This is a genomic window from Polaromonas sp. CG_9.11 (genome assembly GCF_015752225.1).
Classification (GTDB): Bacteria; Pseudomonadota; Gammaproteobacteria; order Burkholderiales; family Burkholderiaceae_C; genus Polaromonas.
Genome location: NZ_JADOVE010000003.1, coordinates 12,923 through 33,943, shown reverse-complemented (window position 1 = coordinate 33,943; position 21,021 = coordinate 12,923). Strand labels below are relative to the sequence as shown.

General features: G+C 56.9%; 20 protein-coding genes and 1 tRNA gene. 4 read left to right on the top strand and 17 right to left on the bottom strand.

The genetic code is table 11. The annotated features are described in order from the left end of the window. Positions 1 to 134 precede the first annotated feature (134 nt). The 3 genes from IWX85_RS03575 (at position 135) to ahpF (ending at position 3,486) form a co-directional block, all read left to right on the top strand. Entirely contained in the window at positions 135 to 956 is an 822-nt protein-coding gene (locus IWX85_RS03575) for a pyruvate, water dikinase regulatory protein (RefSeq protein ID WP_036811284.1), read from the top strand. A gap of 275 nt (positions 957 to 1,231) precedes the next feature. Continuing rightward, the gene (gene ahpC, locus IWX85_RS03570) at positions 1,232 to 1,804 is read left to right on the top strand and encodes an alkyl hydroperoxide reductase subunit C (RefSeq protein ID WP_036811281.1); all 573 of its coding nucleotides are present in this window, start codon (positions 1,232 to 1,234) and stop codon (positions 1,802 to 1,804) included. A gap of 83 nt (positions 1,805 to 1,887) precedes the next feature. Further along, positions 1,888 to 3,486, top strand: coding sequence for an alkyl hydroperoxide reductase subunit F (gene ahpF / locus IWX85_RS03565; protein WP_196868886.1), 1,599 nt, complete (start codon positions 1,888 to 1,890; stop codon positions 3,484 to 3,486). Between the two features lie 589 nt (positions 3,487 to 4,075). Here ahpF and IWX85_RS03560 read toward each other — a convergent pair. The 10 genes from IWX85_RS03560 to uvrB all read right to left on the bottom strand — a co-directional run bounded on the left by IWX85_RS03560 (position 4,076) and on the right by uvrB (position 12,825). Beyond that, positions 4,076 to 4,150: transfer RNA gene (locus tag IWX85_RS03560), tRNA-Val, on the bottom strand. 41 nt (positions 4,151 to 4,191) lie between these two features. Next, complete coding sequence (gene dnaQ, locus IWX85_RS03555; RefSeq protein ID WP_196868780.1) at positions 4,192 to 4,902, bottom strand: DNA polymerase III subunit epsilon; 711 nt, start codon at positions 4,900 to 4,902, stop codon at positions 4,192 to 4,194. Between the two features lie 26 nt (positions 4,903 to 4,928). Continuing rightward, positions 4,929 to 5,267, bottom strand: a complete 339-nt coding sequence (fdx, locus tag IWX85_RS03550; RefSeq protein WP_196868779.1) for an ISC system 2Fe-2S type ferredoxin — start codon at positions 5,265 to 5,267, stop codon at positions 4,929 to 4,931. A gap of 37 nt (positions 5,268 to 5,304) precedes the next feature. Then, positions 5,305 to 7,167: a Fe-S protein assembly chaperone HscA gene (gene hscA / locus IWX85_RS03545; protein ID WP_196868778.1), complete on the bottom strand. Its 1,863-nt coding sequence runs from the start codon at positions 7,165 to 7,167 to the stop codon at positions 5,305 to 5,307. A gap of 32 nt (positions 7,168 to 7,199) precedes the next feature. Continuing rightward, the gene (gene hscB / locus IWX85_RS03540) at positions 7,200 to 7,718 is read right to left on the bottom strand and encodes a Fe-S protein assembly co-chaperone HscB (protein ID WP_196868777.1); all 519 of its coding nucleotides are present in this window, start codon (positions 7,716 to 7,718) and stop codon (positions 7,200 to 7,202) included. Between the two features lie 94 nt (positions 7,719 to 7,812). After that, on the bottom strand, positions 7,813 to 8,136 hold the full coding sequence (iscA, locus tag IWX85_RS03535) for an iron-sulfur cluster assembly protein IscA (RefSeq protein WP_036811265.1): 324 nt from the start codon (positions 8,134 to 8,136) through the stop codon (positions 7,813 to 7,815). A gap of 30 nt (positions 8,137 to 8,166) precedes the next feature. Then, a complete protein-coding gene (gene iscU / locus IWX85_RS03530) occupies positions 8,167 to 8,571 on the bottom strand; it encodes a Fe-S cluster assembly scaffold IscU (RefSeq protein ID WP_036811262.1) in 405 nt (134 codons plus the stop codon). Positions 8,572 to 8,640: 69 nt separating this feature from the next. Further along, positions 8,641 to 9,858, bottom strand: a complete 1,218-nt coding sequence (locus IWX85_RS03525) for an IscS subfamily cysteine desulfurase (RefSeq protein WP_036811258.1) — start codon at positions 9,856 to 9,858, stop codon at positions 8,641 to 8,643. A 74-nt stretch (positions 9,859 to 9,932) separates the two neighbouring features. Continuing rightward, positions 9,933 to 10,469, bottom strand: coding sequence for a Fe-S cluster assembly transcriptional regulator IscR (gene iscR, locus IWX85_RS03520; protein WP_196868776.1), 537 nt, complete (start codon positions 10,467 to 10,469; stop codon positions 9,933 to 9,935). A gap of 247 nt (positions 10,470 to 10,716) precedes the next feature. Further along, complete coding sequence (uvrB, locus tag IWX85_RS03515) at positions 10,717 to 12,825, bottom strand: excinuclease ABC subunit UvrB (RefSeq protein WP_196868775.1); 2,109 nt, start codon at positions 12,823 to 12,825, stop codon at positions 10,717 to 10,719. A gap of 170 nt (positions 12,826 to 12,995) precedes the next feature. Between uvrB and IWX85_RS03510 the strand changes: the two genes are divergently transcribed. Further along, positions 12,996 to 14,192 (top strand): amino acid aminotransferase, encoded by a 1,197-nt coding sequence (locus IWX85_RS03510; protein ID WP_196868774.1) that lies wholly within the window; start codon positions 12,996 to 12,998, stop codon positions 14,190 to 14,192. A gap of 163 nt (positions 14,193 to 14,355) precedes the next feature. Here IWX85_RS03510 and IWX85_RS03505 read toward each other — a convergent pair whose 3' ends face one another. The 7 genes from IWX85_RS03505 to IWX85_RS03475 form a co-directional block, all read right to left on the bottom strand. Then, positions 14,356 to 14,862 (bottom strand): disulfide bond formation protein B, encoded by a 507-nt coding sequence (locus IWX85_RS03505; RefSeq protein ID WP_036811248.1) that lies wholly within the window; start codon positions 14,860 to 14,862, stop codon positions 14,356 to 14,358. 303 nt (positions 14,863 to 15,165) lie between these two features. Continuing rightward, positions 15,166 to 16,254, bottom strand: a complete 1,089-nt coding sequence (locus tag IWX85_RS03500) for a sulfate/molybdate ABC transporter ATP-binding protein (RefSeq protein WP_036811241.1) — start codon at positions 16,252 to 16,254, stop codon at positions 15,166 to 15,168. Positions 16,255 to 16,332: 78 nt separating this feature from the next. Continuing rightward, positions 16,333 to 17,256 (bottom strand): sulfate ABC transporter permease subunit CysW, encoded by a 924-nt coding sequence (gene cysW, locus IWX85_RS03495; protein WP_196868773.1) that lies wholly within the window; start codon positions 17,254 to 17,256, stop codon positions 16,333 to 16,335. Further along, positions 17,253 to 18,146: a sulfate ABC transporter permease subunit CysT gene (gene cysT / locus IWX85_RS03490; RefSeq protein WP_196868772.1), complete on the bottom strand. Its 894-nt coding sequence runs from the start codon at positions 18,144 to 18,146 to the stop codon at positions 17,253 to 17,255. The genes cysW and cysT overlap by 4 nt, the downstream gene beginning before the upstream one ends. Before the next feature lie 2 nt (positions 18,147 to 18,148). Next, positions 18,149 to 19,141 (bottom strand): sulfate ABC transporter substrate-binding protein, encoded by a 993-nt coding sequence (locus IWX85_RS03485; protein ID WP_036811233.1) that lies wholly within the window; start codon positions 19,139 to 19,141, stop codon positions 18,149 to 18,151. Positions 19,142 to 19,194: 53 nt separating this feature from the next. Then, positions 19,195 to 19,836: a peroxiredoxin gene (locus tag IWX85_RS03480; RefSeq protein WP_196868771.1), complete on the bottom strand. Its 642-nt coding sequence runs from the start codon at positions 19,834 to 19,836 to the stop codon at positions 19,195 to 19,197. A gap of 214 nt (positions 19,837 to 20,050) precedes the next feature. Further along, positions 20,051 to 20,980, bottom strand: coding sequence for a LysR substrate-binding domain-containing protein (locus IWX85_RS03475; protein WP_036811230.1), 930 nt, complete (start codon positions 20,978 to 20,980; stop codon positions 20,051 to 20,053). Between the last annotated feature and the right edge of the window lie 41 nt (positions 20,981 to 21,021).

Here is a 21,021-nt window from a genome sequence, read left to right as displayed (position 1 = left end):
CAGCGTTCAACCTGGTTGTTCTTTTTAAGGGCTAATTCGACGCACAGAACCATAAACTGGATAATTGACCCGATTGTAGGGGGCTGCCGCCCGGCCTACGTTCCTTCGCTTTTCATCCGACTGAATCGAGCACCATGTCCAATCGCACCGTGTTTTTCATCTCCGACGGCACAGGCATCACGGCTGAAACCTTTGGCAACGCCATACTGGCGCAGTTCGAGATCAATCCTCGCCATGTCCGACTGCCTTTCATCGACACCGTCGACAAGGCCCATCAGGCGATTCGGCATATCAATCACACCGGCGACCTGGAAGGCAAGCGGCCTATCGTCTTCACCACGCTAGTGAACATGGACATCCTGGCCGTCATCAAGGCGCAATGCAACGGCATGCTGCTGGACATGTTTGGCATGTTTGTCGCCCCACTGGAAAGCGAGCTGGGCATCAAGTCAAACCATCGGGTTGGCCGCTTTTCGGATGCCTCCAAGAGCAAGGCCTATGACGACCGGATCGAGGCGATCAATTTCTCGCTAGCGCACGACGACGGCCAGAGCCATCGGGACCTGGCAGGTTCGGACGTGATCCTGGTCGGCGTCAGCCGCAGCGGAAAAACCCCGACGACCTTATACCTAGCCATGCAGTACGGATTGAAAGCGTCGAACTACCCCTTGATCCCCGAAGACTTTGAGCGCCGGCAGTTGCCGCCAGCGCTGGTGCCCCATCGCAAAAAGATCTTTGGTCTGACGATTGCCCCGGAGCGCCTGAGCCAGATACGCAATGAGCGCCGGCCCAATTCAACATACTCCAACCTGGCCAACTGTCGCCATGAAATTCATGAGGCCGAGGCAATGATGAGGCGCGAAGGCATTCGCTGGCTGTCAACGACGTCCAAATCCATCGAAGAAATTGCGACAACTATCCTTCAGGAAATAAAGCCGGAACGGTTGGAGTACTGAGCTGCGAATGACCTGTGCATGAAGATGAACACAGCGTGCTACTATCATTTCAATAGCTGCAAGTGCACAGCAGTTATGCGCAAGAGACTTATTTTGTTATCAGAAGCATATTTTGATATGGTTTCTGACTTGAGATATCTAATTTGCAGGCAGCCATGTGAACGCAAAATAGCCAGCGGCAATTCAACCGATAGAAAATAGCTATTTTATTATTTTCTGCATGAGATATAAACTATCGTCTTATACATATTTTCAATTCTTTAAAGGAAACAACCATGTCCCTGATCAATGCTGAAGTCGTTCCATTCAAAGCCACTGCTTACCAAAATGGCAAATTCGTACCCGTGAGCAACGAGAATCTCAAAGGCAAATGGTCTGTGTTTGTGTTCTTCCCAGCGGCATTCACTTTTGTGTGCCCCACCGAATTGGGTGATCTGGCTGACAACTATGCCGAATTCCAGAAAATGGGCGTGAACATCTACGGCGTGTCAACTGACACCCACTTCACGCACAAAGCATGGCACGACAGTTCCCCGGAAATGAGCAAGGTCCAGTACGCATTAGTAGGCGATCCGGCACAGGTGCTGGCCAGAGGCTTTGACGTTTTGATCGAAGAAGGAGATGACGCCGGGTTGTGCCTACGCGGTACATTCATCGTGAATCCGGAAGGCCGGATCCAGACCATTGAAGTGCATCCAGACGGCATTGGCCGCGATGCCAAGGAACTGCTGCGTCGCCTTAAGGCTGCCCAATACATCGCCGCGCACCCCGGTGAAGTTTGCCCTGCCAAGTGGAACGAAGGTGCCGAAACCCTGAAGCCTTCGTTCGACCTGGTCGGCAAGATCTAAGCGGACCTGCCAGCGCCACAGCCCGGGCGCGATTGCACCCGGGCTTTTTTATTCCTCATCGTATTTGTGAAAGTGAGCCTGCCATGCTTGACGCCAGCACTAAAGCCCAATTGAAAAGCTACCTTGAACGTGCCACGCAGACGATCGAAATTGTCGCCTCGCTCGACGATAGTAAAGCGTCGGGCGATCTGCAGTCGCTGCTGAAAGATATCGCCGACGTTTCCCCACTGGTCAAGGTCAGCGAAAGCTCGGACGACAACCACCGCAAACCCTCGTTTTCCATCAATCGCCCCGGCGAAAACCACGGGCCGCGTTTTGCCGGTCTGCCGATGGGCCATGAGTTCACTTCGCTGATCTTGGCGCTGCTTCAAATTGGTGGCTACCCGCCCAAGGTTGACGAAGCAATTCTGGAGCAGATTCGCGCCCTTGATGGAGAATTCAAGTTCGAAATTTATGTCTCACTGACCTGCCACAGCTGTCCCGATGTGGTGCAGGCACTCAACCTGATGGCCATCCAGAACCCGCGCTTCACGAACACCATGATCGACGGCGCCCTGTTCCAGGACGAAGTGAAGGAACGCCAGATCATGGCAGTACCGACCGTGTTCCTCAATGGCACCGAGTTCAGCCAGGGCCGCATGAGCTTGGAAGAAATTCTGGCCAAGATTGACACCAGCGGCATAGAGCGGGAAGCGAAGAAAATCGCTGCCAAGGCGCCATTCGACGTCTTGGTCGTTGGCGGCGGTCCAGCCGGCGCAGCCGCTGCGGTCTATGCTGCCCGCAAAGGAATCCGAACCGGTGTCGCTTCAGAACGTTTCGGTGGCCAGGTGCTTGACACACTGGGAATCGAAAATTTCATTTCGATCAAGCAAACCGAAGGCCCGCAGTTTGCAGTCGCGCTTGAGCAGCATGTCCGTGATTATGATGTCGACATCATGAACCTGCAGCGCGCCAAGGCACTGGTTCCCAATGCAGGCCTGGGCAAGGACATGATCGAGATTCAGCTTGAAAGCGGTGCATCCCTTCAGGCAAGATCAGTCATCATTTCTACCGGCGCACGCTGGCGAAACATTAACGTGCCAGGCGAGCATGAATACAAGAACAAAGGCGTCGCCTATTGCCCGCACTGCGACGGCCCCCTGTTCAAGGGAAAGCGCGTGGCTGTCATTGGCGGCGGCAATTCTGGCGTCGAGGCAGCCATTGACCTGGCAGGAATTGTCGGGCATGTTACCTTGATCGAATTCGACAGTGTGCTCCGCGCCGATGCCGTGTTGCAGCGAAAATTGCAGAGCCTGAAGAACGTCTCCGTGTTCACGCATGCCCAGACAACTGAAATCACCGGCGACAGCCAGAGAGTCAATGGCTTGGTTTACAAGAATCGCTCAACTGACGAATTGCACAAGATTGAACTCGAAGGCGTGTTTATCCAGATCGGGCTCATTCCCAACACCGACTGGCTCAAGGGAACGGTTGAGTTGTCAAAGCACGGTGAGATCGTAGTCGATGCAAGGGGTCAGACATCGTTGCCAGGAGTTTTTGCAGCAGGTGATGCCACAACTGTACCGTTCAAGCAGATCATCATTGCAGCCGGTGATGGTGCCAAGGCAGCATTGAGCGCCTTTGACCACCTTATCCGGACATCGGTGCCTGTGGTTGAAATGGAGCCAGCTCTGGCGGATTGAAATGGACCGCGTCAACAATCGGCCTGGAACACTGAAGGATCAATAGGAGCGGCTGATTGCGGTCAAAGCAAAAAATCGGTCACGATCGACCGGAGTTAGCGGTCACAAAAAACCAGAATCGCCGGTCACGATACACCGGAATGAACGGGCGATCGACCGTCAGACCCAATCAAGCGCACTGGGTCGACTATGAGTGCTGCACGGCGAAACAGGCAGTCGGGCTTCAGCGGTCAAGGGTGGGCTGGCAGGATGCATACCCTGAGCCTGGGATGTGGTGGTGAATAAGGTAGCGGGTATGCAGAATACTTTAGCGCGGCATAATTAAAGGAGATGGCATCCGCATGAATTTAATGCCCTGCTTAAGCAACTCCTGGCTTGAATGCCACACCTGAATAAAGCATCAATTTGAGCGAATGTCAAATTTCTCTATTTTCAGAATAGGCGCCAAATTACGTCAAAAATTTAAAATTTGGCATCAATGGACTCATGGAGTCCAGTTCCGTGCGCCATCGAATGAGAACCTTTTCATATCTCAAACGAAAAAAAAGACTTGTTAGCTGAACCAAGTCTTTGATTTTGTTGTATTTTCTGGTGGGCGGTGCGAGTTTCGAACTTGCGACCCCTGCAGTGTGAATGCAGTGCTCTACCCCTGAGCTAACCGCCCTTTCGATCAGCCTTCAATTATATACCGATATTAATCATTGTTTAATATTTACAGCTTTCAAGCCGCCATATAGTTTTCCCCCGGTTATGCTTGTCAAGCATAACCAAAAATTTTTCGTGTGCATCCATTTCCTCAGCGGTTGCCGACAGAACCGAAAGGTTAAAAATGCGCAAGTTAATCGCAGGCTCGTCATTGTCAGCATCTACCGGGCCACCAATGTCCATCATCAAGCTGTTTTGACCACGTGTAAGGTTAATGTACACATCCGCAAGTAGTTCGGCATCCAGCAAGGCTCCATGCAGGGTTCGTCCTGAATTGTCGACGTCAAGGCGGTCGCACAAGGCATTGAGCGAATTTCGCTTGCCTGGGAACATTTCCTTGGCCATCATCAGGCTGTCCGTAACCTTCGATACCCAATGCATTATGGGCTCCCTGCCGATCAGTTCTAGTTCCTTATTCAAGAAACTCACATCGAAAGGTGCATTGTGAATGATCACTTCAGCGCCTTGCAGATAGTCAAGGAGTTCGTCCGCCACTGCCGAAAACTTGGGCTTGTCTTTCAAGAATTCATTGCTGATGCCGTGAACCTTGAGTGCATCTTCATGGCTGTCGCGCCCGGGATTGAGATAAAAGTGCTTGTTGCTGCCGGTTAATTTTCGGGCGACAAGCTCCACGCAGCCAATTTCAATGATCCGGTCACCGTTTTCGGCAGAAAGACCAGTGGTTTCAGTGTCCAGAACAATTTGGCGCATAGTCAGGATTCTCCCCTTGAACGCATTTAGTGGTTTTCCTTGGCATGGTTAATTGAGTACTTGGGAATTTCCACGGTGACATCCGCTTGGGCCAGAAAGGCTTGGCAACTCAGGCGTGAATTGGGTTCCAGACCCCAGGCCCGGTCGAGCAAGTCTTCCTCGCTTTCATCAATCTCATTAAGCGACCTGATTCCCTCGCGGACGATGACATGGCAGGTGGTGCAGGCGCAGCTCAGGTCGCAGGCATGCTCGATATTGATCTTGTTGTCCAGCAGCGCTTCGCAGATGGAAGTACCTGCAGGCGCGGATATTTCGGCGCCTTGTGGACAGTATTCAGGATGGGGAAGAATCTTGATGATGGGCATGGTGTCGATCTGTGGGTAATAAAAGAGCGGTACGTGTTCAGACCGACTCAATGTTCTTTCCGGCCAAGGCTTTTTGAATGCCGCGATTCATGCGCTGGGCTGCAAAAGCTTCGGTGCCTTTTGCAAGTGCCTGCGTTGCTTTCTCAATGCCAGCGGCATCGCCGTTGACACGGGCATCGACGAGCGCAGCCATCAAACTGTCAGTCAGCACACGTTCACTTGAACTGAGCAGGTCCGCATCTGCGTCGAGTGCACTTCGAATTGCCAGGATCATGCGATCTGCATCCACCTGCGCCTCCACCAGCGCACGCGAACGCATGTCTTGTTGGGCGGTAGCAAAACTATCCTGCAGCATGCGGGCAATTTCATCGTCCGACAGTCCATAGGAAGGCTTGACGTCGATTTGCGCTTCGACGCCGCTGACCTGTTCCCTGGCATTGACGCTGAGCAGTCCATCGGCATCCACCGTGAACGTCACACGAATGCGCGCGGCTCCAGCCACCATGGGCGGGATGCCGCGTAATTCAAAACGCGCCAGACTGCGGCAATCTGCTACCAGGTCGCGCTCGCCCTGCACTACGTGCAGCGCCAGCGCAGTCTGGCCGTCCTGGTAAGTGGTGAAATCTTGAGCCATGGCTGTGGGAATGGTCTGGTTGCGCGGCACGATTCGCTCGACCAGCCCGCCCATGGTTTCGATGCCCAGCGACAGGGGAATCACATCGAGCAGCAAAAGATCGTCACCCGTGTTGTTCCCCGCCAGTTGGTTTGCAGAAATGGCCGCACCGAGCGCCACCACTTCGTCGGGGTTGAGATTGACCAGCGGTTCACATCCGAAAAAACTTGCAACAGCCTTGCGCACCTGCGGCATGCGGGTTGAGCCGCCCACCATGACCACACCATCGATTTCGTCACGGTTCAAGCCAGCATCTCGCAAGGCCTTGCGCACGGCAGTCAGGGTACGCTGAGTTAGATGTGCTGATACAGCTTCAAAATCTGCCGCCTTCATTTCAAAATTGATCGATGCTTTCGACAGACGGGCGAAAAATGGCACCGATGACGCAATGGAGAACGCTTCTTTGCAGGCCCGAGCTGTTTTCTGCAGGACAGCCTTGTCCGATGCGCTCAGCGTATCTGCGGCCACTCCGCCCTTGATCAGGGTCCAGTCAACCAGTGCGCGATCGTAATCATCGCCACCAAGAGCTGAATCGCCGCCGGTTGAGACCACTTCGAACACCCCCTGAGACAAGCGCAGGATGGAAATATCAAACGTTCCGCCTCCAAGGTCATAAACTGCATACACCCCTTCGCTGGCATTGTCTAGTCCGTAGGCAATGGCTGCGGCAGTCGGTTCGTTAATCAGGCGCAGCACATTCAATCGGGCCAGTTGCGCCGCATCCTTGGTTGCTTGGCGCTGGGCATCGTCAAAGTAGGCGGGCACGGTGATCACGGCGCCATAGATTTCGTCATCAAAAGTGTCTTCAGCGCGCTGCCGCAGCAACGCCAAAATTTCGGCACTGACTTCGACCGGACTTTTTTCGCCGGCTACGGTTTGCAGCGTGACCATACCCGGCTTGTCGATGAAGCGGTAAGGCATCTGATGGCGGTTGTCAATGTCGTCAATACCTCGCCCCATCAGCCGCTTGACCGAAGAGATTGTGTTGCACGGGTCGTCAACCTGTGCCGCAAGGGCATCAAAACCAATTTGCGTCCGTAAGTCCCCAAGGTAACGCACGACACTTGGCAGCAATACCCGCCCCTGGTCATCGGGCAGGCATTCCGACAGCCCGTTGCGAACGCTGGCCACCAGCGAATGGGTGGTACCGAGGTCAATGCCGATGGCGATGCGCCGCTGGTGAGGATCTGGCGTCTGGCCAGGTTCGGATAATTGCAAAAGTGCCATGGCGCTGTTCTTTACTGAGTTTCTTGAATGTCTTATTGTTCCAGTAGATCAATGCGCTCATTGACCTCACGGGCAAAGCGTTCGATAAACATGAGGCTTCTGACTTGTTGGGCGGCCCCGGGGAAATCCATTTTCTGATCCAGTAATTGCTCTATTTTTAATAGCTGCTCATGCGCGTCATTCTTAACCTGAACTGAAATTTTATCCATATCTTCAATATTGTCAGCATCTTCCAACGCTTCGCGCCATTCCATTTGCTGCATCAGGAAGACGTCCGGCATGGTGGTGTTGTTCTCGGCATTGATCGGCGAACCATGCAGTTCGCACAGATAACTGGCTCGCTTGAGCGGGTCCTTGAGCCGCTGATACGCCTCATTGACCCTTACAGACCACTGCATGGCCAGACGCTGCGCTGCGGGGCCTTGCGCTGCAAACTTGTCAGGATGGACTTCGCGCTGCAACTCTTTCCAGCGCGAATCAAGTTGCGCCCGGTTTTGGGCAAACTGCATGGAAACGCCAAAAAGCTCGAAGTCGTTGGATTGAAGGTTCATGGAATGAAAAAGCCGCCGGCACAGTCAGTGAAGGCGGCATATGAAAAAATCGATGCGCAATGCTGCGCCGTGCAAAATATTGCTTGTTTTCCGTTCAAACGCGAAAACTCTCGCCGCACCCACAACGGTCACGCTCGTTGGGATTAATAAACTTGAAGCCTTCATTAAGGCCTTCGCGAACAAAATCAAGCTGAGTCCCGTCGATATAAGCCATGCTTTTGGGATCGACCAGCACCTTTACGCCATTGTCTTCGAACACGACATCTTCAGGCGCGATTTCGTCGGCGTATTCCAACTTGTAAGCCAAGCCTGAACACCCAGTGGTCTTGACGCCCAGGCGCACGCCCACGCCCCTGCCACGCTTGCTCATATAGCGGGTCACATGGCGGGCGGCTGCGTCGGTAAGGGTAACGGACATGTGAATCGCTCGAAGTTAACAGATGGTTGATCAATGTGCAGTTACAGCTGCAGGCAGATGCTTTTTCTTGTAATCGTTCACTGCTGCCTTGATGGCGTCTTCTGCCAGGATGGAGCAATGAATTTTCACTGGGGGCAACGCCAGTTCCTCGGCAATGGCACTGTTCTTGATGCTTGCCGCCTGGTCCAGCGTCTTGCCCTTGACCCATTCAGTCACGAGTGAACTGGAGGCAATGGCCGAGCCGCAGCCGTAGGTTTTGAAGCGTGCATCCTCGATCACGCCAGTAACCGGATTTACCTTGATCTGCAGCTTCATCACGTCGCCGCAAGCCGGTGCACCGACCATGCCGGTGCCTACGGTTTCGTCGCCCTTTTCAAAAGAACCGACATTCCGGGGATTTTCATAGTGGTCGACCACTTTTTCACTATAAGCCATTGAATTAACTCCTTGAATTCTGGTTACCGGGCAGATGGCTGGTTCAAAGTCACCTGGATGCCTGTTTGATTAATGGTCCGCCCACTGGATGGTCGACAGGTCAACACCATCCTTGAACATTTCCCAAAGTGGGGACAGGTCGCGCAGTTTGGCCACGTTTTCCTTGATGGTGGCTACGGCGTAGTCAATTTCCTCTTCTGTGGTCCAGCGGCCAATCGTCATGCGAAGGCTGCTGTGCGCCAGTTCGTCGCTACGGCCCAAGGCACGCAACACATAGCTGGGCTCCAGGCTCGCCGAGGTACAGGCTGAGCCGCTCGATACCGCCAAGCCCTTGATACCCATGATCAACGACTCGCCTTCGACGAAATTGAAGCTCATGTTCAGGTTGTGCGGCACGCGCTTTTCGGCATGGCCATTGAGAAATACTTCTTCTACGTCCTTCAGACCATTGAGCATGCGTTCATGCAACATCTGGATGCGCTTGTTCTCTTCATGCATCTCGGCCTTGGCAATGCGGTAAGCCTCGCCCATGCCGGCAATCTGGTGCGTCGGCAGGGTGCCCGATCGCATGCCACGCTCGTGACCACCACCGTGCATTTGCGCTTCAAGGCGCACACGCGGCTTGCGACGAACATACAGCGCGCCAATGCCCTTGGGACCATAGGTCTTGTGCGAGGTCAGGCTCATCAAATCGATCGGCAAAGTTGCCAAGTCGATGTCCACGCGACCTGTAGCCTGCGCCGCATCCGAGTGAAAAATGATGCCTTTTTCGCGGCAGATCGTACCAATGGCAGCCATGTCCTGAATCACGCCAATTTCGTTGTTGACGAACATGACGCTCACAATGATGGTGTCCGGGCGAATCGCTGCCTTGAGCACCTCAAGGTCCAGCAGTCCGTCGGCCTGAACATCCAGATAGGTGACCTCAAAACCCTGACGCTCCAATTCGCGGCAGGTATCGAGCACCGCCTTGTGCTCGGTCTTGACCGTGATAAGGTGCTTGCCTTTGGTCTTGTAGAAATGGGCTGCGCCTTTGAGTGCCAGGTTGTTTGACTCGGTGGCGCCGCTGGTCCAGACGATCTCGCGCGGGTCAGCACCGATCAATGCGGCCACCTGCTCGCGGGATTTCTCCACCACGGCTTCAGCTTCCCAGCCCCATGCATGGCTGCGGGATGCAGGATTGCCAAAATGCTCGCGCAACCACGGGATCATTGCATCCACTACCCGCGGATCGCAAGGGTTGGTGGAACTGTAGTCCATGTAAATCGGGAAGTGTGGGGTTTCCATTGGGAAGGCTCTCTTGTTTTTAGTAGCGGGCGACTTGATAAACGATGGCGTTGCGGCGATGCGTTCCGAAACCGTCAGGATTTGGAAAAAGCATTGCCGAGTGCAAATACCGAATTGGGTGCGTTCACGCGCATCGTTTTGACGATGGGCGATGCAAAGACGGCCTTTTTGACCTGCGGCGTACTTTCGACCGTCATGCCTTTGGCCAGTTGGTCATCGACCAGCTTTTGCAAACTGACCGAATCGAGAAACTCGACCATGCGCGTGTTCAACGAAGACCATAGGTCGTGTGTCATGCATCGAGTGCCATCGTCCTGGCAATTTTCCTTACCCCCGCACTGGGTCGCATCAATCGGTTCATCCACCGACACGATAATGTCGGCAACGGTAATGTCGGATGCCTTACGGCCCAGTGTGTAGCCGCCGCCGGGCCCGCGGGTAGACTCGACCAGTTCGTGGCGACGCAGCTTGCCAAACAGCTGCTCCAGATACGACAGGGATATCTGCTGGCGCTGGCTTATTGCTGCCAGCGTGACCGGGCCATTGTTCTGGCGCAGACCCAGATCAATCATCGCGGTGACCGCAAAGCGGCCTTTGGTCGTAAGACGCATAACAAGCTCCTTCAAATGTGCTTGACTGACGTTTGGCCCCGAAAGCATGTGACTATCAGGGAACTATCCCTCTACGTTCCTGCCAGCTTCAAGGCGGTGACGGAAGCTTTTTTAGTGCTGCCAGGTTCCTGACTAATTTCGTCAAGTATACCACGCAAGGTCATTTTTCACAGGCCGGCGCTCTCTGGCGCAGGTGAATAACCCCAATCAAATCAACACCCAAAAACTCGATCGGGCAAGCGCGCACTTAGGCAGCCGAGGAAATGGGCACCACATTGTCGGTTCCGGGCGCACCGAATGCCTGCTCCTTCAGCACATGCAGCTGGTCGCGCACCCGGGCTGCTTTTTCAAACTCCAGGTTTTTGGCATGTTCGACCATCTGCTTTTCAAGTCGCTTGATTTCACGCGAAACGTCCTTTTCGCTCATGTCCTCGACCAGCGCCCTTTGCAATTCGAGCTTTTGCGCGTCCTTGCCTGATTTTTCGCTGTATACACCGTCGATCAGGTCCTTGATCCGCTTGACAATGCTGCGTGGCGTGATGCCATTCTCGGCATTGAAGGCCAGCTGCTTGTTTCGCCTTCGCTCGGTTTCCCCCATGGCCATCTTCATTGAGTCGGTGACGCGGTCGGCATACAAAATCGCTCTGCCGTTCAGGTTGCGGGCAGCCCGGCCAATCGTCTGGATCAAGCTGCGCTCAGAGCGAAGGAAACCTTCCTTGTCGGCATCCAGAATCGCCACCAGCGAGACTTCAGGAATGTCAAGCCCCTCGCGCAGCAGGTTGATGCCGACCAGCACATCGAATGCGCCCAAGCGCAGGTCGCGCAAAATCTCGACCCGCTCGACCGTTTCCACGTCGCTGTGCAGGTAGCGCACCTTCACGCCGTTTTCGCTCAGGTAGTCGGTGAGTTGCTCGGCCATGCGCTTGGTCAGCGTGGTGATCAGCACCCGTTCGTTGATCTCGACGCGGATGCGGATTTCCTGCAGCACGTCATCGACCTGATGCGTTGCGGGACGGACTTCCACCTGCGGATCGACCAGCCCGGTCGGCCGGACCACCTGCTCGACGACCTGTCCGGCATGTTCGTTTTCATAAGCCGCCGGTGTGGCCGAAACAAAAATCGCCTGCCGCATCTTGGTCTCGAACTCCTGGAACTTCAGCGGCCGGTTGTCCAGCGCGCTGGGCAGGCGAAAGCCGTATTCGACCAGCGTCGTCTTGCGGGCCCGGTCGCCGTTGTACATGGCGTTGAGCTGGCCGATCATGACGTGGCTCTCGTCCAGGAACATCACCGAGTCCTTCGGCAGATAGTCGCACAGCGTCGACGGCGCCGAACCCGGTGGCGCGCCGCTGAGGTGGCGGGTGTAGTTCTCGATGCCCTTGCAGTGGCCAATCTCGCCCAGCATTTCCAGGTCAAACCGGGTGCGCTGCTCGATGCGCTGGGCTTCGATCAGCTTGCCGTCGGCAATGAACTGCCCCACCCTTTCAGACAATTCCAGCTTGATGGTTTCAACCGCCATCATTACCTTGTCGCGCGGCGTGACGTAATGGCTTTTCGGGTAGACCACGAAGCGCGGTATTTTTTGACGGATACGGCCCGTCAACGGATCAAACAGCGAAAGCGTCTCGATTTCGTCGTCGAACAGTTCAATACGAATGGCCAGCTCGGAATGCTCGGCCGGAAATACATCGATCACATCGCCACGCACCCGGAAGGTGCCGCGCGAAAAATCAGCGTCATTGCGGCTGTACTGCATGCGGATCAGCCGCGCAATCACGTCGCGCTGGCCCATCTTGTCGCCAATGCGGGCAATGAATCGCATCTGGGTGTAATCCTCAGGGGCGCCAATGCCGTAGATCGCACTCACGGTCGCGACGATGATCGTGTCGCGCCGCTCCAGCACGCTTTTGGTCGCCGACAGCCGCATCTGCTCAATGTGCTCGTTGATGGCCGAGTCCTTTTCAATGAACAGGTCGCGCTGCGGCACATAGGCTTCGGGCTGGTAGTAGTCGTAGTAGCTGACGAAATACTCGACCGCGTTTTTCGGAAAGAACTCCCGGAATTCGCTGTACAGCTGCGCCGCCAGCGTCTTGTTCGGCGCAAACACAATGGCCGGCCGGCCCAGCCGGGCAATCACATTGGCCATGGTGAAGGTCTTGCCCGAGCCGGTCACGCCAAGCAGGGTTTGAAAGACCTCGCCGTCCCTCACGCCGTCCACCAGCTTGTCAATGGCCTGCGGCTGGTCGCCCGCCGGCAGGTAGGGCTGAAACAGCTCAAAAGGCGAATCCGGAAAACGAACGAACTGGCCCACGCCGCCGGACTCCGTCGCGTCGGCCGTGACTTCCATGATTTCTGGCATAAAAATCCCCATCAGGCCCCGTTAAAATCCGGGGCAATTAAACACACTATGACATTCGGGCAAAGGCGAAAATTGCAATCCCTGCCATCCGACGATCAGACCGCTGCCGGGACCACAACCGGCGCCATTCGCCTTGTCCAAGGCACATTTTTCACTTCTAAGGATATTCCATGTCTTTGTTTACCGCCGTCGAAATGGCACCGCGCGACCCGATCCTGGGCCTGAACGAGCAATTTGGCGCCGACACCAACCCCGCCAAGGTCAACCTTGGCGTGGGTGTCTACTACGACGACAACGGCAAGCTGCCGCTGCTCGAATGTGTCCAGATTGCTGAAAAACAGATGATGCAAGCGCCCAAGGCGCGCGGCTACCTGCCGATCGACGGCATTGCTGCCTACGACTCGGCCGTCAAGGGCCTGGTGTTTGGCGCCGACAGCGAACCGGTCACCTCGGGCCGCGTCGCCACGGTGCAGTGCATTGGCGGAACCGGCGGCCTGAAAGTGGGCGCCGATTTCCTCAAGCGCCTGAACCCCGATGCCAAGGTGCTGATCAGTGACCCGAGCTGGGAAAACCACCGTGCGCTGTTCACCAACGCCGGCTTCACGGTTGAAAGCTACCCGTATTACGACGCAGCCACGCGCGGCATCAACTTCGACGGCATGCTGGCCGCGCTGAACGCTGCGCCGGCCGGCACGGTCGTTGTGCTGCATGCCTGCTGCCACAACCCGACCGGATACGACATCACCGCCGCCCAGTGGGACCAAGTCGTTGCCGCCGTCAAGGCCAACAACCTGGTGGCGTTCCTGGACATGGCTTACCAGGGCTTTGGCTACGGTCTTGAAGAAGACGGCGCTGCCATTGGCAAGTTTGTCGCTGCCGGCCTCGACTTTTTCGTTTCTACCTCTTTTTCCAAGAGCTTCAGCCTGTACGGCGAGCGCGTCGGCGGTCTGAGCGTGGTCTGCGAGAGCAAGGAAGAAGCCGGCCGCGTGTTGAGCCAGCTCAAGATCGTCATCCGCACCAACTACAGCAACCCGCCGATCCATGGCGGCACGGTGGTCGCCACCGTGCTGAACACGCCCGAGCTGCGTACGTTGTGGGAAAGGGAACTCGGCGAAATGCGGGTGCGCATCAAGGCCATGCGCCAAAAGCTTGTCGATGGCCTGAAGGCTGCCGGCGTGAAGGAAGACATGGGCTTCATCACGAAGCAGATCGGCATGTTCAGCTATTCAGGCCTTTCCAAAGACCAGATGGTTCGCCTGCGCAATGAATTTGGCGTCTATGGCACCGACACCGGCCGCATGTGCGTGGCCGCGCTGAACAGCAAGAACATCGACTACGTCTGTGCATCGATTGCCAAGGTGATCTAAAGCTGTCACGGGTGTGCAGAAAAGACGCCACTTTGAGGCCATGCCAGTCAGCGCCGCGTTGACTGGCATTTTTTATGTCAAATCAGTCGTTTGCGCATACTGTCTATGCACTGACAGCTATATTTTCAATAGCAACAGACACAAACGGCAACAAATAGACGTATCAGCGCTGGCGGGCCTGCCTGACGACCAGCGTCAGCGCCATCATGGCAATCAGCAAAAAGCAGACAAAAGACCAGTTGGCAATCGAGCCGCCCAAAAAAGTCCAGTCAATCGCGGTGCAGTCACCACTGCCCTTGAAAATCATCGGAATCGCGCGCTTGAGCGGAAAGGTTTCGATCATTCCGTAGAAGTCCCGGCCACACGACACGATTTCAGGCGGGAACCACTGCAAAAAACTCTGCCGCGCCGCAACCAAAGCGCCAAACCCCGACAGCAACACCAGCAGGCTGGCACCGGTGATCAGGAAATTCCGCCGGGCGCTCAAGGCGCTCACGCCTGCAACGATGGCGACCAGCACCAGGGCATAGCGCTGCACGATGCACATCGGGCAAGGCTCCAGCCCCACCCCATGCTGAAGATAAAGCCCAAAAGCCAACAGCGCCACACACATCGCGGCCGTCAGTGCGAGCAAGCGGCGCGGCATGGTGTCGAAATACGTCAAAAACATTCAATTCCCTCTTGGTTGATCGATTCAAGGATTGTCCGATGGTTCATTGAAACCGCCCCGGATTAGTTCCTGCACGTGTATACCCTGCTGTGCGGCTGGCTCAAGAACAATCTCGGCGTGTCGTGGCAAGTCGTTCGACGGACGCTAGCCGGAATGGTCAATGACCCTGAATGGCTCAAAGGACTCAACAGCCTTTTGCTACTGAATAAATAGCTGCCAGCGTAGATGCAGCTTGCGTAAAATGCCAATTTGATGCCGAAAATTTTTTCGGTCAAAATCCATGCGCGTTAACCGTGCTGGCCGTCAAATCCCCTCGCCCGCATCGACGAACACGCGTGCCTTGCGCGGCGTGATCACCAGCTTTTCGCCCTCTTTCAAGCCCATGTCCCTGAACTGGTGCGAAGGCATTTGCACTTCAATCAGGGATTCGGCCGACGGTTTGTCCGAATCAACCGGAACCAGTTCCAGCCGGGCAATGGGGCCGATGACAATGGCGCGGTCCAGCGTGGCGACGATGCCATCGGCCCCTGGCGTATAACGCGCCACATCGAAATCGTGCGGCCGCACATAGGCGAAGGCCTTGGCGTTTTGCGCGCCGCTGTGCTCGGGCGCATCGAGTGTCAATCCGTCGAGCTGGATTTCGCCCTCATGGGCGCGGCCATGAAACAGGTTCACGTCGCCGAGGAAGCCATAAACGAACGGGCTCGCCGGATGGTCCCAGACCTGCTGCGGCGAGCCGATCTGCTCGACCTTGCCCTGGTTCATCAGCACCACGCGGTCGGCAACTTCCAGCGCTTCTTCCTGGTCGTGCGTGACAAAAATGCTGGTGACATGCAGGTCGTCATGCAGGCGGCGCAGCCAGCGGCGCAACTCCTTGCGCACCTTGGCGTCGAGCGCGCCGAAGGGCTCGTCCAGCAGCAGCACCTTGGGCTCGACCGCCAGCGCGCGCGCCAGGGCGATGCGCTGGCGCTGGCCGCCGGAGAGTTGCGACGGAAAGCGATCGGCCAGCCAGTCGAGCTGCACCAGGCCGAGCAGCGAATGGACCTTTTCCTTGATCTGCGCTTCGCTCGGCCGCTGGCTGCGCGGCTTGACGCGCAGGCCGAAGGCGACATTCTCGAACACCGTCATGTGCCGGAACAGCGCGTAATGCTGGAACACAAAGCCGACGCCGCGCTCGCGCACATGCACGTCGGTGGTGTCCTCGCCACTGAACAAAATGCTGCCCTGGTCGGGCGTTTCCAGCCCGGCGATGATGCGCAGCAGCGTGGTCTTGCCGCAGCCCGAGGGGCCGAGCAAGGCGACGAGTTCGCCGGCTTCAATGTCCAGGCTCACGTCACCCAAGGCCTGGAAGTTGCCAAACTGCTTGCTGACGTTGCGTATTTCGATACCCATGATTTTTTCTTTCTTTCTCCCTCGCCCTTCGGGAGAGGGTTGGGGTGAGGGTCGGTGTTCAAAAGCCGGGATCAGCCCTCACCCTGGCCCGCTCCCAGCGGGAGAGGGAACCAGAACAGGCCGCTCGGGCGGCAGTTCAGCCGCCGCTTTTATTTCAGCCTCGTGCCGCCATTCGGCAACCGACTTGATGGCCAGCGTGACCAGCGCCAGAATGGCCAGCAGCGACGCCACGGCAAAGGCGGCAACCGACTGGTATTCGTTGTAGAGGATTTCCACATGCAGCGGCAAGGTGTTGGTCTGTCCGCGAATGTGGCCCGACACCACCGACACCGCGCCGAATTCGCCCATGGCGCGGGCATTGCACAGAATCACGCCGTAGATCAGCCCCCACTTGATATTGGGCAGCGTGACGCGCCAAAAGGTCTGCCAACCGGTGGCACCGAGCACGATGGCGGCTTGCTCCTCGTCGTTGCCCTGCGCCTGCATCAGCGGAATCAACTCGCGCGCGATGAAGGGAAAGGTCACGAACACGGTCGCCAGCACGATGCCCGGAACGGCAAAGATGATCTTGATGTCATGCGCCTGCAGCCACGGCCCGAACCAGCCCTGCGCGCCGAACAGCAGCACGTACATCAGGCCCGCGACGACCGGCGACACGGAGAACGGCAAATCGACCAGCGTCGTCAGGAAGGACTTGCCGCGAAACTCGTACTTGGCAATCGCCCAGGCGGCGGCCACGCCAAACACCAGGTTCAGCGGCACAGAAATGGCGGCGGCAATCAAGGTGAGCTGGATGGCCGACCAGGCGTCAGGCTCCTTCAATGCTTCAAGATAAGCGCCAAAACCCTTGCGCAGCGCCTCGGTGAACACGGCAGCCAGTGGCAGGATCAAAAACAGCAGCACAAACAGCAGCGCCACGGTAATGAGCGTGTAGCTGACCCACGGCGCCTCGGTCGTGCCGGCCTTGGCGCGGCGAACGGGCTGATTGGACGGGCCGCTCATGACGAGGCTCCGGTGGTTTTTCGCTGCCACGTCTGCAGTGCATTGATGACCAGCAGCAGGATGAACGAGATGACCAGCATCACCACCGCCACGGCCGTGGCACCGGCGTAATCGTACTGTTCCAGCTTGCCGATGATGATCAGCGGCGTGATCTCGGAAATCATCGGCATGTTGCCGGCAATGAAGATCACCGAGCCGTATTCGCCAATCGCGCGGGCAAACGCCATGGCAAACCCGGTCATCAGGGCCGGGGCGATGTGCGGAAAGATCACCTTGGTGAAAATCTGCAAGCGGTTGGCGCCCAGTGCCGTGGCGGCTTCCTCAAGCTCTTTTTCGGCATCTTCAAGCACCGGCTGCACCGTGCGCACCACGAACGGCATGCCGACGAAAATTAGCGCAATCACCACGCCAGCGGGCGTGAATGCCAGCTTGATGCCCATGGGTTCGAGGTACTGGCCAAGCCAGCCGTTGCCGGCCAGCAGCGCCGTCAGCGAAATGCCGGCGACGGCCGTGGGCAGCGCAAACGGCAAATCCACCAGCGCATCGACGATTTTCTTGCCCGGAAACTTGTAGCGCACCAGCACCCAGGCCAGCAGCAGGCCAAACACCAGATTGACCAGCGCGGCAATCAGCGACGCGCCAAACGTCAGCCGGTAAGACGCCATGACGCGCGGCGACGTGACGGCGAAGACGAACTGCTCCCAGGTCAGCGTGAAGGTCTTGAAGAACAGCGCGGCGATCGGAATCAGCACGATCAGGCTGAGGTACAGCACCGTGTAGCCCAGCGTCAGCCGGAAACCCGGCAGCACCCGCTGCGGCGTTCTTTTGGGGCTGGAACGAAGAGGGGGCGCCACCCCAGCGGATGACGCCCCGGAAGTCAAGGCACCCATGTTTACCGGACGGTGTAGAGCTTGTCGAACTGGCCACCGTCATTGAAGTGGACTTTTTGCGCTTCGCTCAGCGAGCCGAACATTTCCTGCACCGTGAAGAGCTGGATCGGCTTGAAGGTGTCGCTGTGCTTTTTCAGGATGGCCTGCGAATACGGACGCATGGCGTGCTTGGCCGCAATTTCCTGGCCTTCGTCAGAGTAGAGGTAGTCAAGGTAAGCCTTGGCCAGAACCGCCGTGCCTTTCTTGGCCACAGTGCGTTCCACCACGGCCACCGGGTTTTCAGCCAGGATGCTGATGGACGGGTACACCGCGTCCGCCTTGCCTGCGCCAAACTCCTTGTTGACCGATACCACTTCTGATTCAAACGTCACCAGCACGTCGCCAATATTGCGCTGCAAAAAGGCCGTGGTCGCGTCGCGCCCGCCCTTGCCCAGCACCGGCACGTTCTTGTACAACTTGCCGACGAACTCGGCGGCCTGCGCATCGGTGGCGCCCTTCTTCTTGGCGTAACCCCAGGCGGCCAGGTAGGTGTAGCGGCCGTTGCCGCCGGTCTTGGGATTGACCACGACAACCTGAATGCCAGGCTTGGTCAGGTCGTCCCAGTCCTTGATGCCCTTGGGGTTGCCGTTGCGCACCAGGAACAGCATGGTCGAAGTGGTGGGCGAGGCGTTGCCCGGAAAGCGCTTGGCCCAGTCCTTGGCCACCACGCCGGCATTGGCCAGAAACTCGACATCGGTCGAGGTGTTCATGGTCACCACATCGGCGTCCAGACCATCGGCCACCGAACGGGCCACGGCGCTGGAGCCGGCATGCGACTGGTCGATTTTCACGTCCTTGCCGGTGGTTTTTTTGTAGTGGGCGATGAAAGCCGCGTTGTAGTCCTTGTAGAACTCTCGGGCCACGTCGTACGAGCCGTTCAGCAGGGTCTGGCTGGAGGCAATGCCGCTGGCGGCCAGGGCCAGCGTTGCCAGGGCAATCTTGAATTTAAAGGTCATGCAGGTTCCAGGAAGGCAAAGGGAAAAGTCGAAAAGGATAGCTGAAGCGTCGCTTACTTGTTGGGCTGGGGGGTGATCCGCAGGTAAGGACGAACGGCGTTGAAGCCCTTGGGAAAGCGCTGGGCAAGTTCTGCCGGATCCTGGATGCTGGGAACGATGACTACGTCGTCGCCGTCTTTCCAGTTCACCGGCGTGGCCACCTTGTGGCTGTCGGTCAATTGCAGCGAGTCGATCACGCGCAATATTTCGTCAAAGTTGCGGCCGGTGCTGGCCGGATAAGTGAAGGTGGCGCGGATGATTTTTTTCGGATCGATGATGAAAACGCTGCGCACAGTGGCCGTCGTCGAGGCGTTGGGGTGAATCATGTCGTACAAATTGGCCACAGTCTTGTCGGCATCGGCCAGGATGGGAAAGTTCACCGTGGTGTTCTGGGTTTCATTGATGTCGCTGATCCACTTGCCGTGCGAGTCCAGGGGGTCGATGCTGATGGCGATGGGCTTGACATGACGCTTGGCAAATTCGCTGGCAAGCGCGGCGGTTTTGCCGAGTTCGGTGGTGCAGACCGGCGTGAAATCGGCCGGGTGCGAAAACAGCACCACCCACGCGTCTCCTGCCCAGGCGTGAAATGCAATTGGACCTTCGGTCGAATCCTGGGTGAAGTCAGGTGCCGTGTCGCCGAGTCTCAAAGTGGTCATGGTTGGCTCCTGCAAGTGTTGGTGATTGCGTATTCTGGCGCCAAATTCTTAAAACTCAAAAGAATATATTTCTCTTAATTTATGATTTAAATAGAATAAGAAAATTGAGGGGATTTTTCAGAAAAAGTTGCTTCAAGCACATCGGATGCTACTGTTTAAATAGCTGCTCATGCAGGCCATGATTGCGCCAGGCCTTGATTTTTCGTAATAAATCTCACGGAAAAAGCGGTGATGCGCTGACGACCAGTTTATCGCCGTGCATGTGCTGACCCAGAAAGTCCAGAAAGCTGCGCACAGCGGGCATCTGGCCGCGCCGCGCAGGAAACACGGCATGCACCATACCTGCCAGGGGCGCCCATCCGGGCAAAACCGGCACCAAAAGTTGCGCCTGGAGTTCGGCCTGGCTGATGCTGTCGGGCAAAAAACTGACGCCGGTGCCGGCGAGCACCGCCAGCTTGAGCGTTTGCAGGTCGTCGGCAACATAGCGCGGTTGGTGATGGAAGGTAAATTCCTGACCCTCCGGCCCCACCAGCACCCAGGCGCTTTTGCCGTCCGCCGAAGACATGGCAATCGTATCGAGCCCCGCCAGGTCCGCTGGCGTGGCCGGTGTGCCCTGTCTGCGCAACTGCTCCGGGCTGGCCAGCAGGTGCCCGGAGGTAGCGCCAAGCGGCTTGACGACCAGGCTGCCACTGTCATCCAGTGACGGTCTGACGCGAAGCGCCACATCGATGCCTTCGTCCACCAGGTCAATCGCCCGGTTGGTGACCCGCAGGTCAAGCTTGACGCGCGGAAACATCGCCAGGTAGCGGGGAATCAGGTTGCCCAGCGTGCTCTGGGCCAGCGTGACCGGGCAGGTCACGCGCAGCAGACCACGCGGCTCGACCCGCAGATGCGCCACGGCATCGGCAGCGGCGAGTGCCTCGTTGCGCATGGCGCTGCAGTGGCGCAGGTAGATGTCGCCCACCTTGGTGAGCGACAGCTTGCGGGTGGTGCGCTGCAACAGGCGAACGCCCAGCCGCGCCTCCAGTTCGGCCACGCGGCGCGACAGCCGGGACTTGGGCACGCCAAGCGCCCGGCCGGCAGCGGCGAAACCGCCGCGCTCGGCGACTTCCGCAAAATACAGCATGTCGTTCAAGTCTTCCATTTTCAAGCTTTCTGGCTTTTACTGTCCTGAATATAGAACAA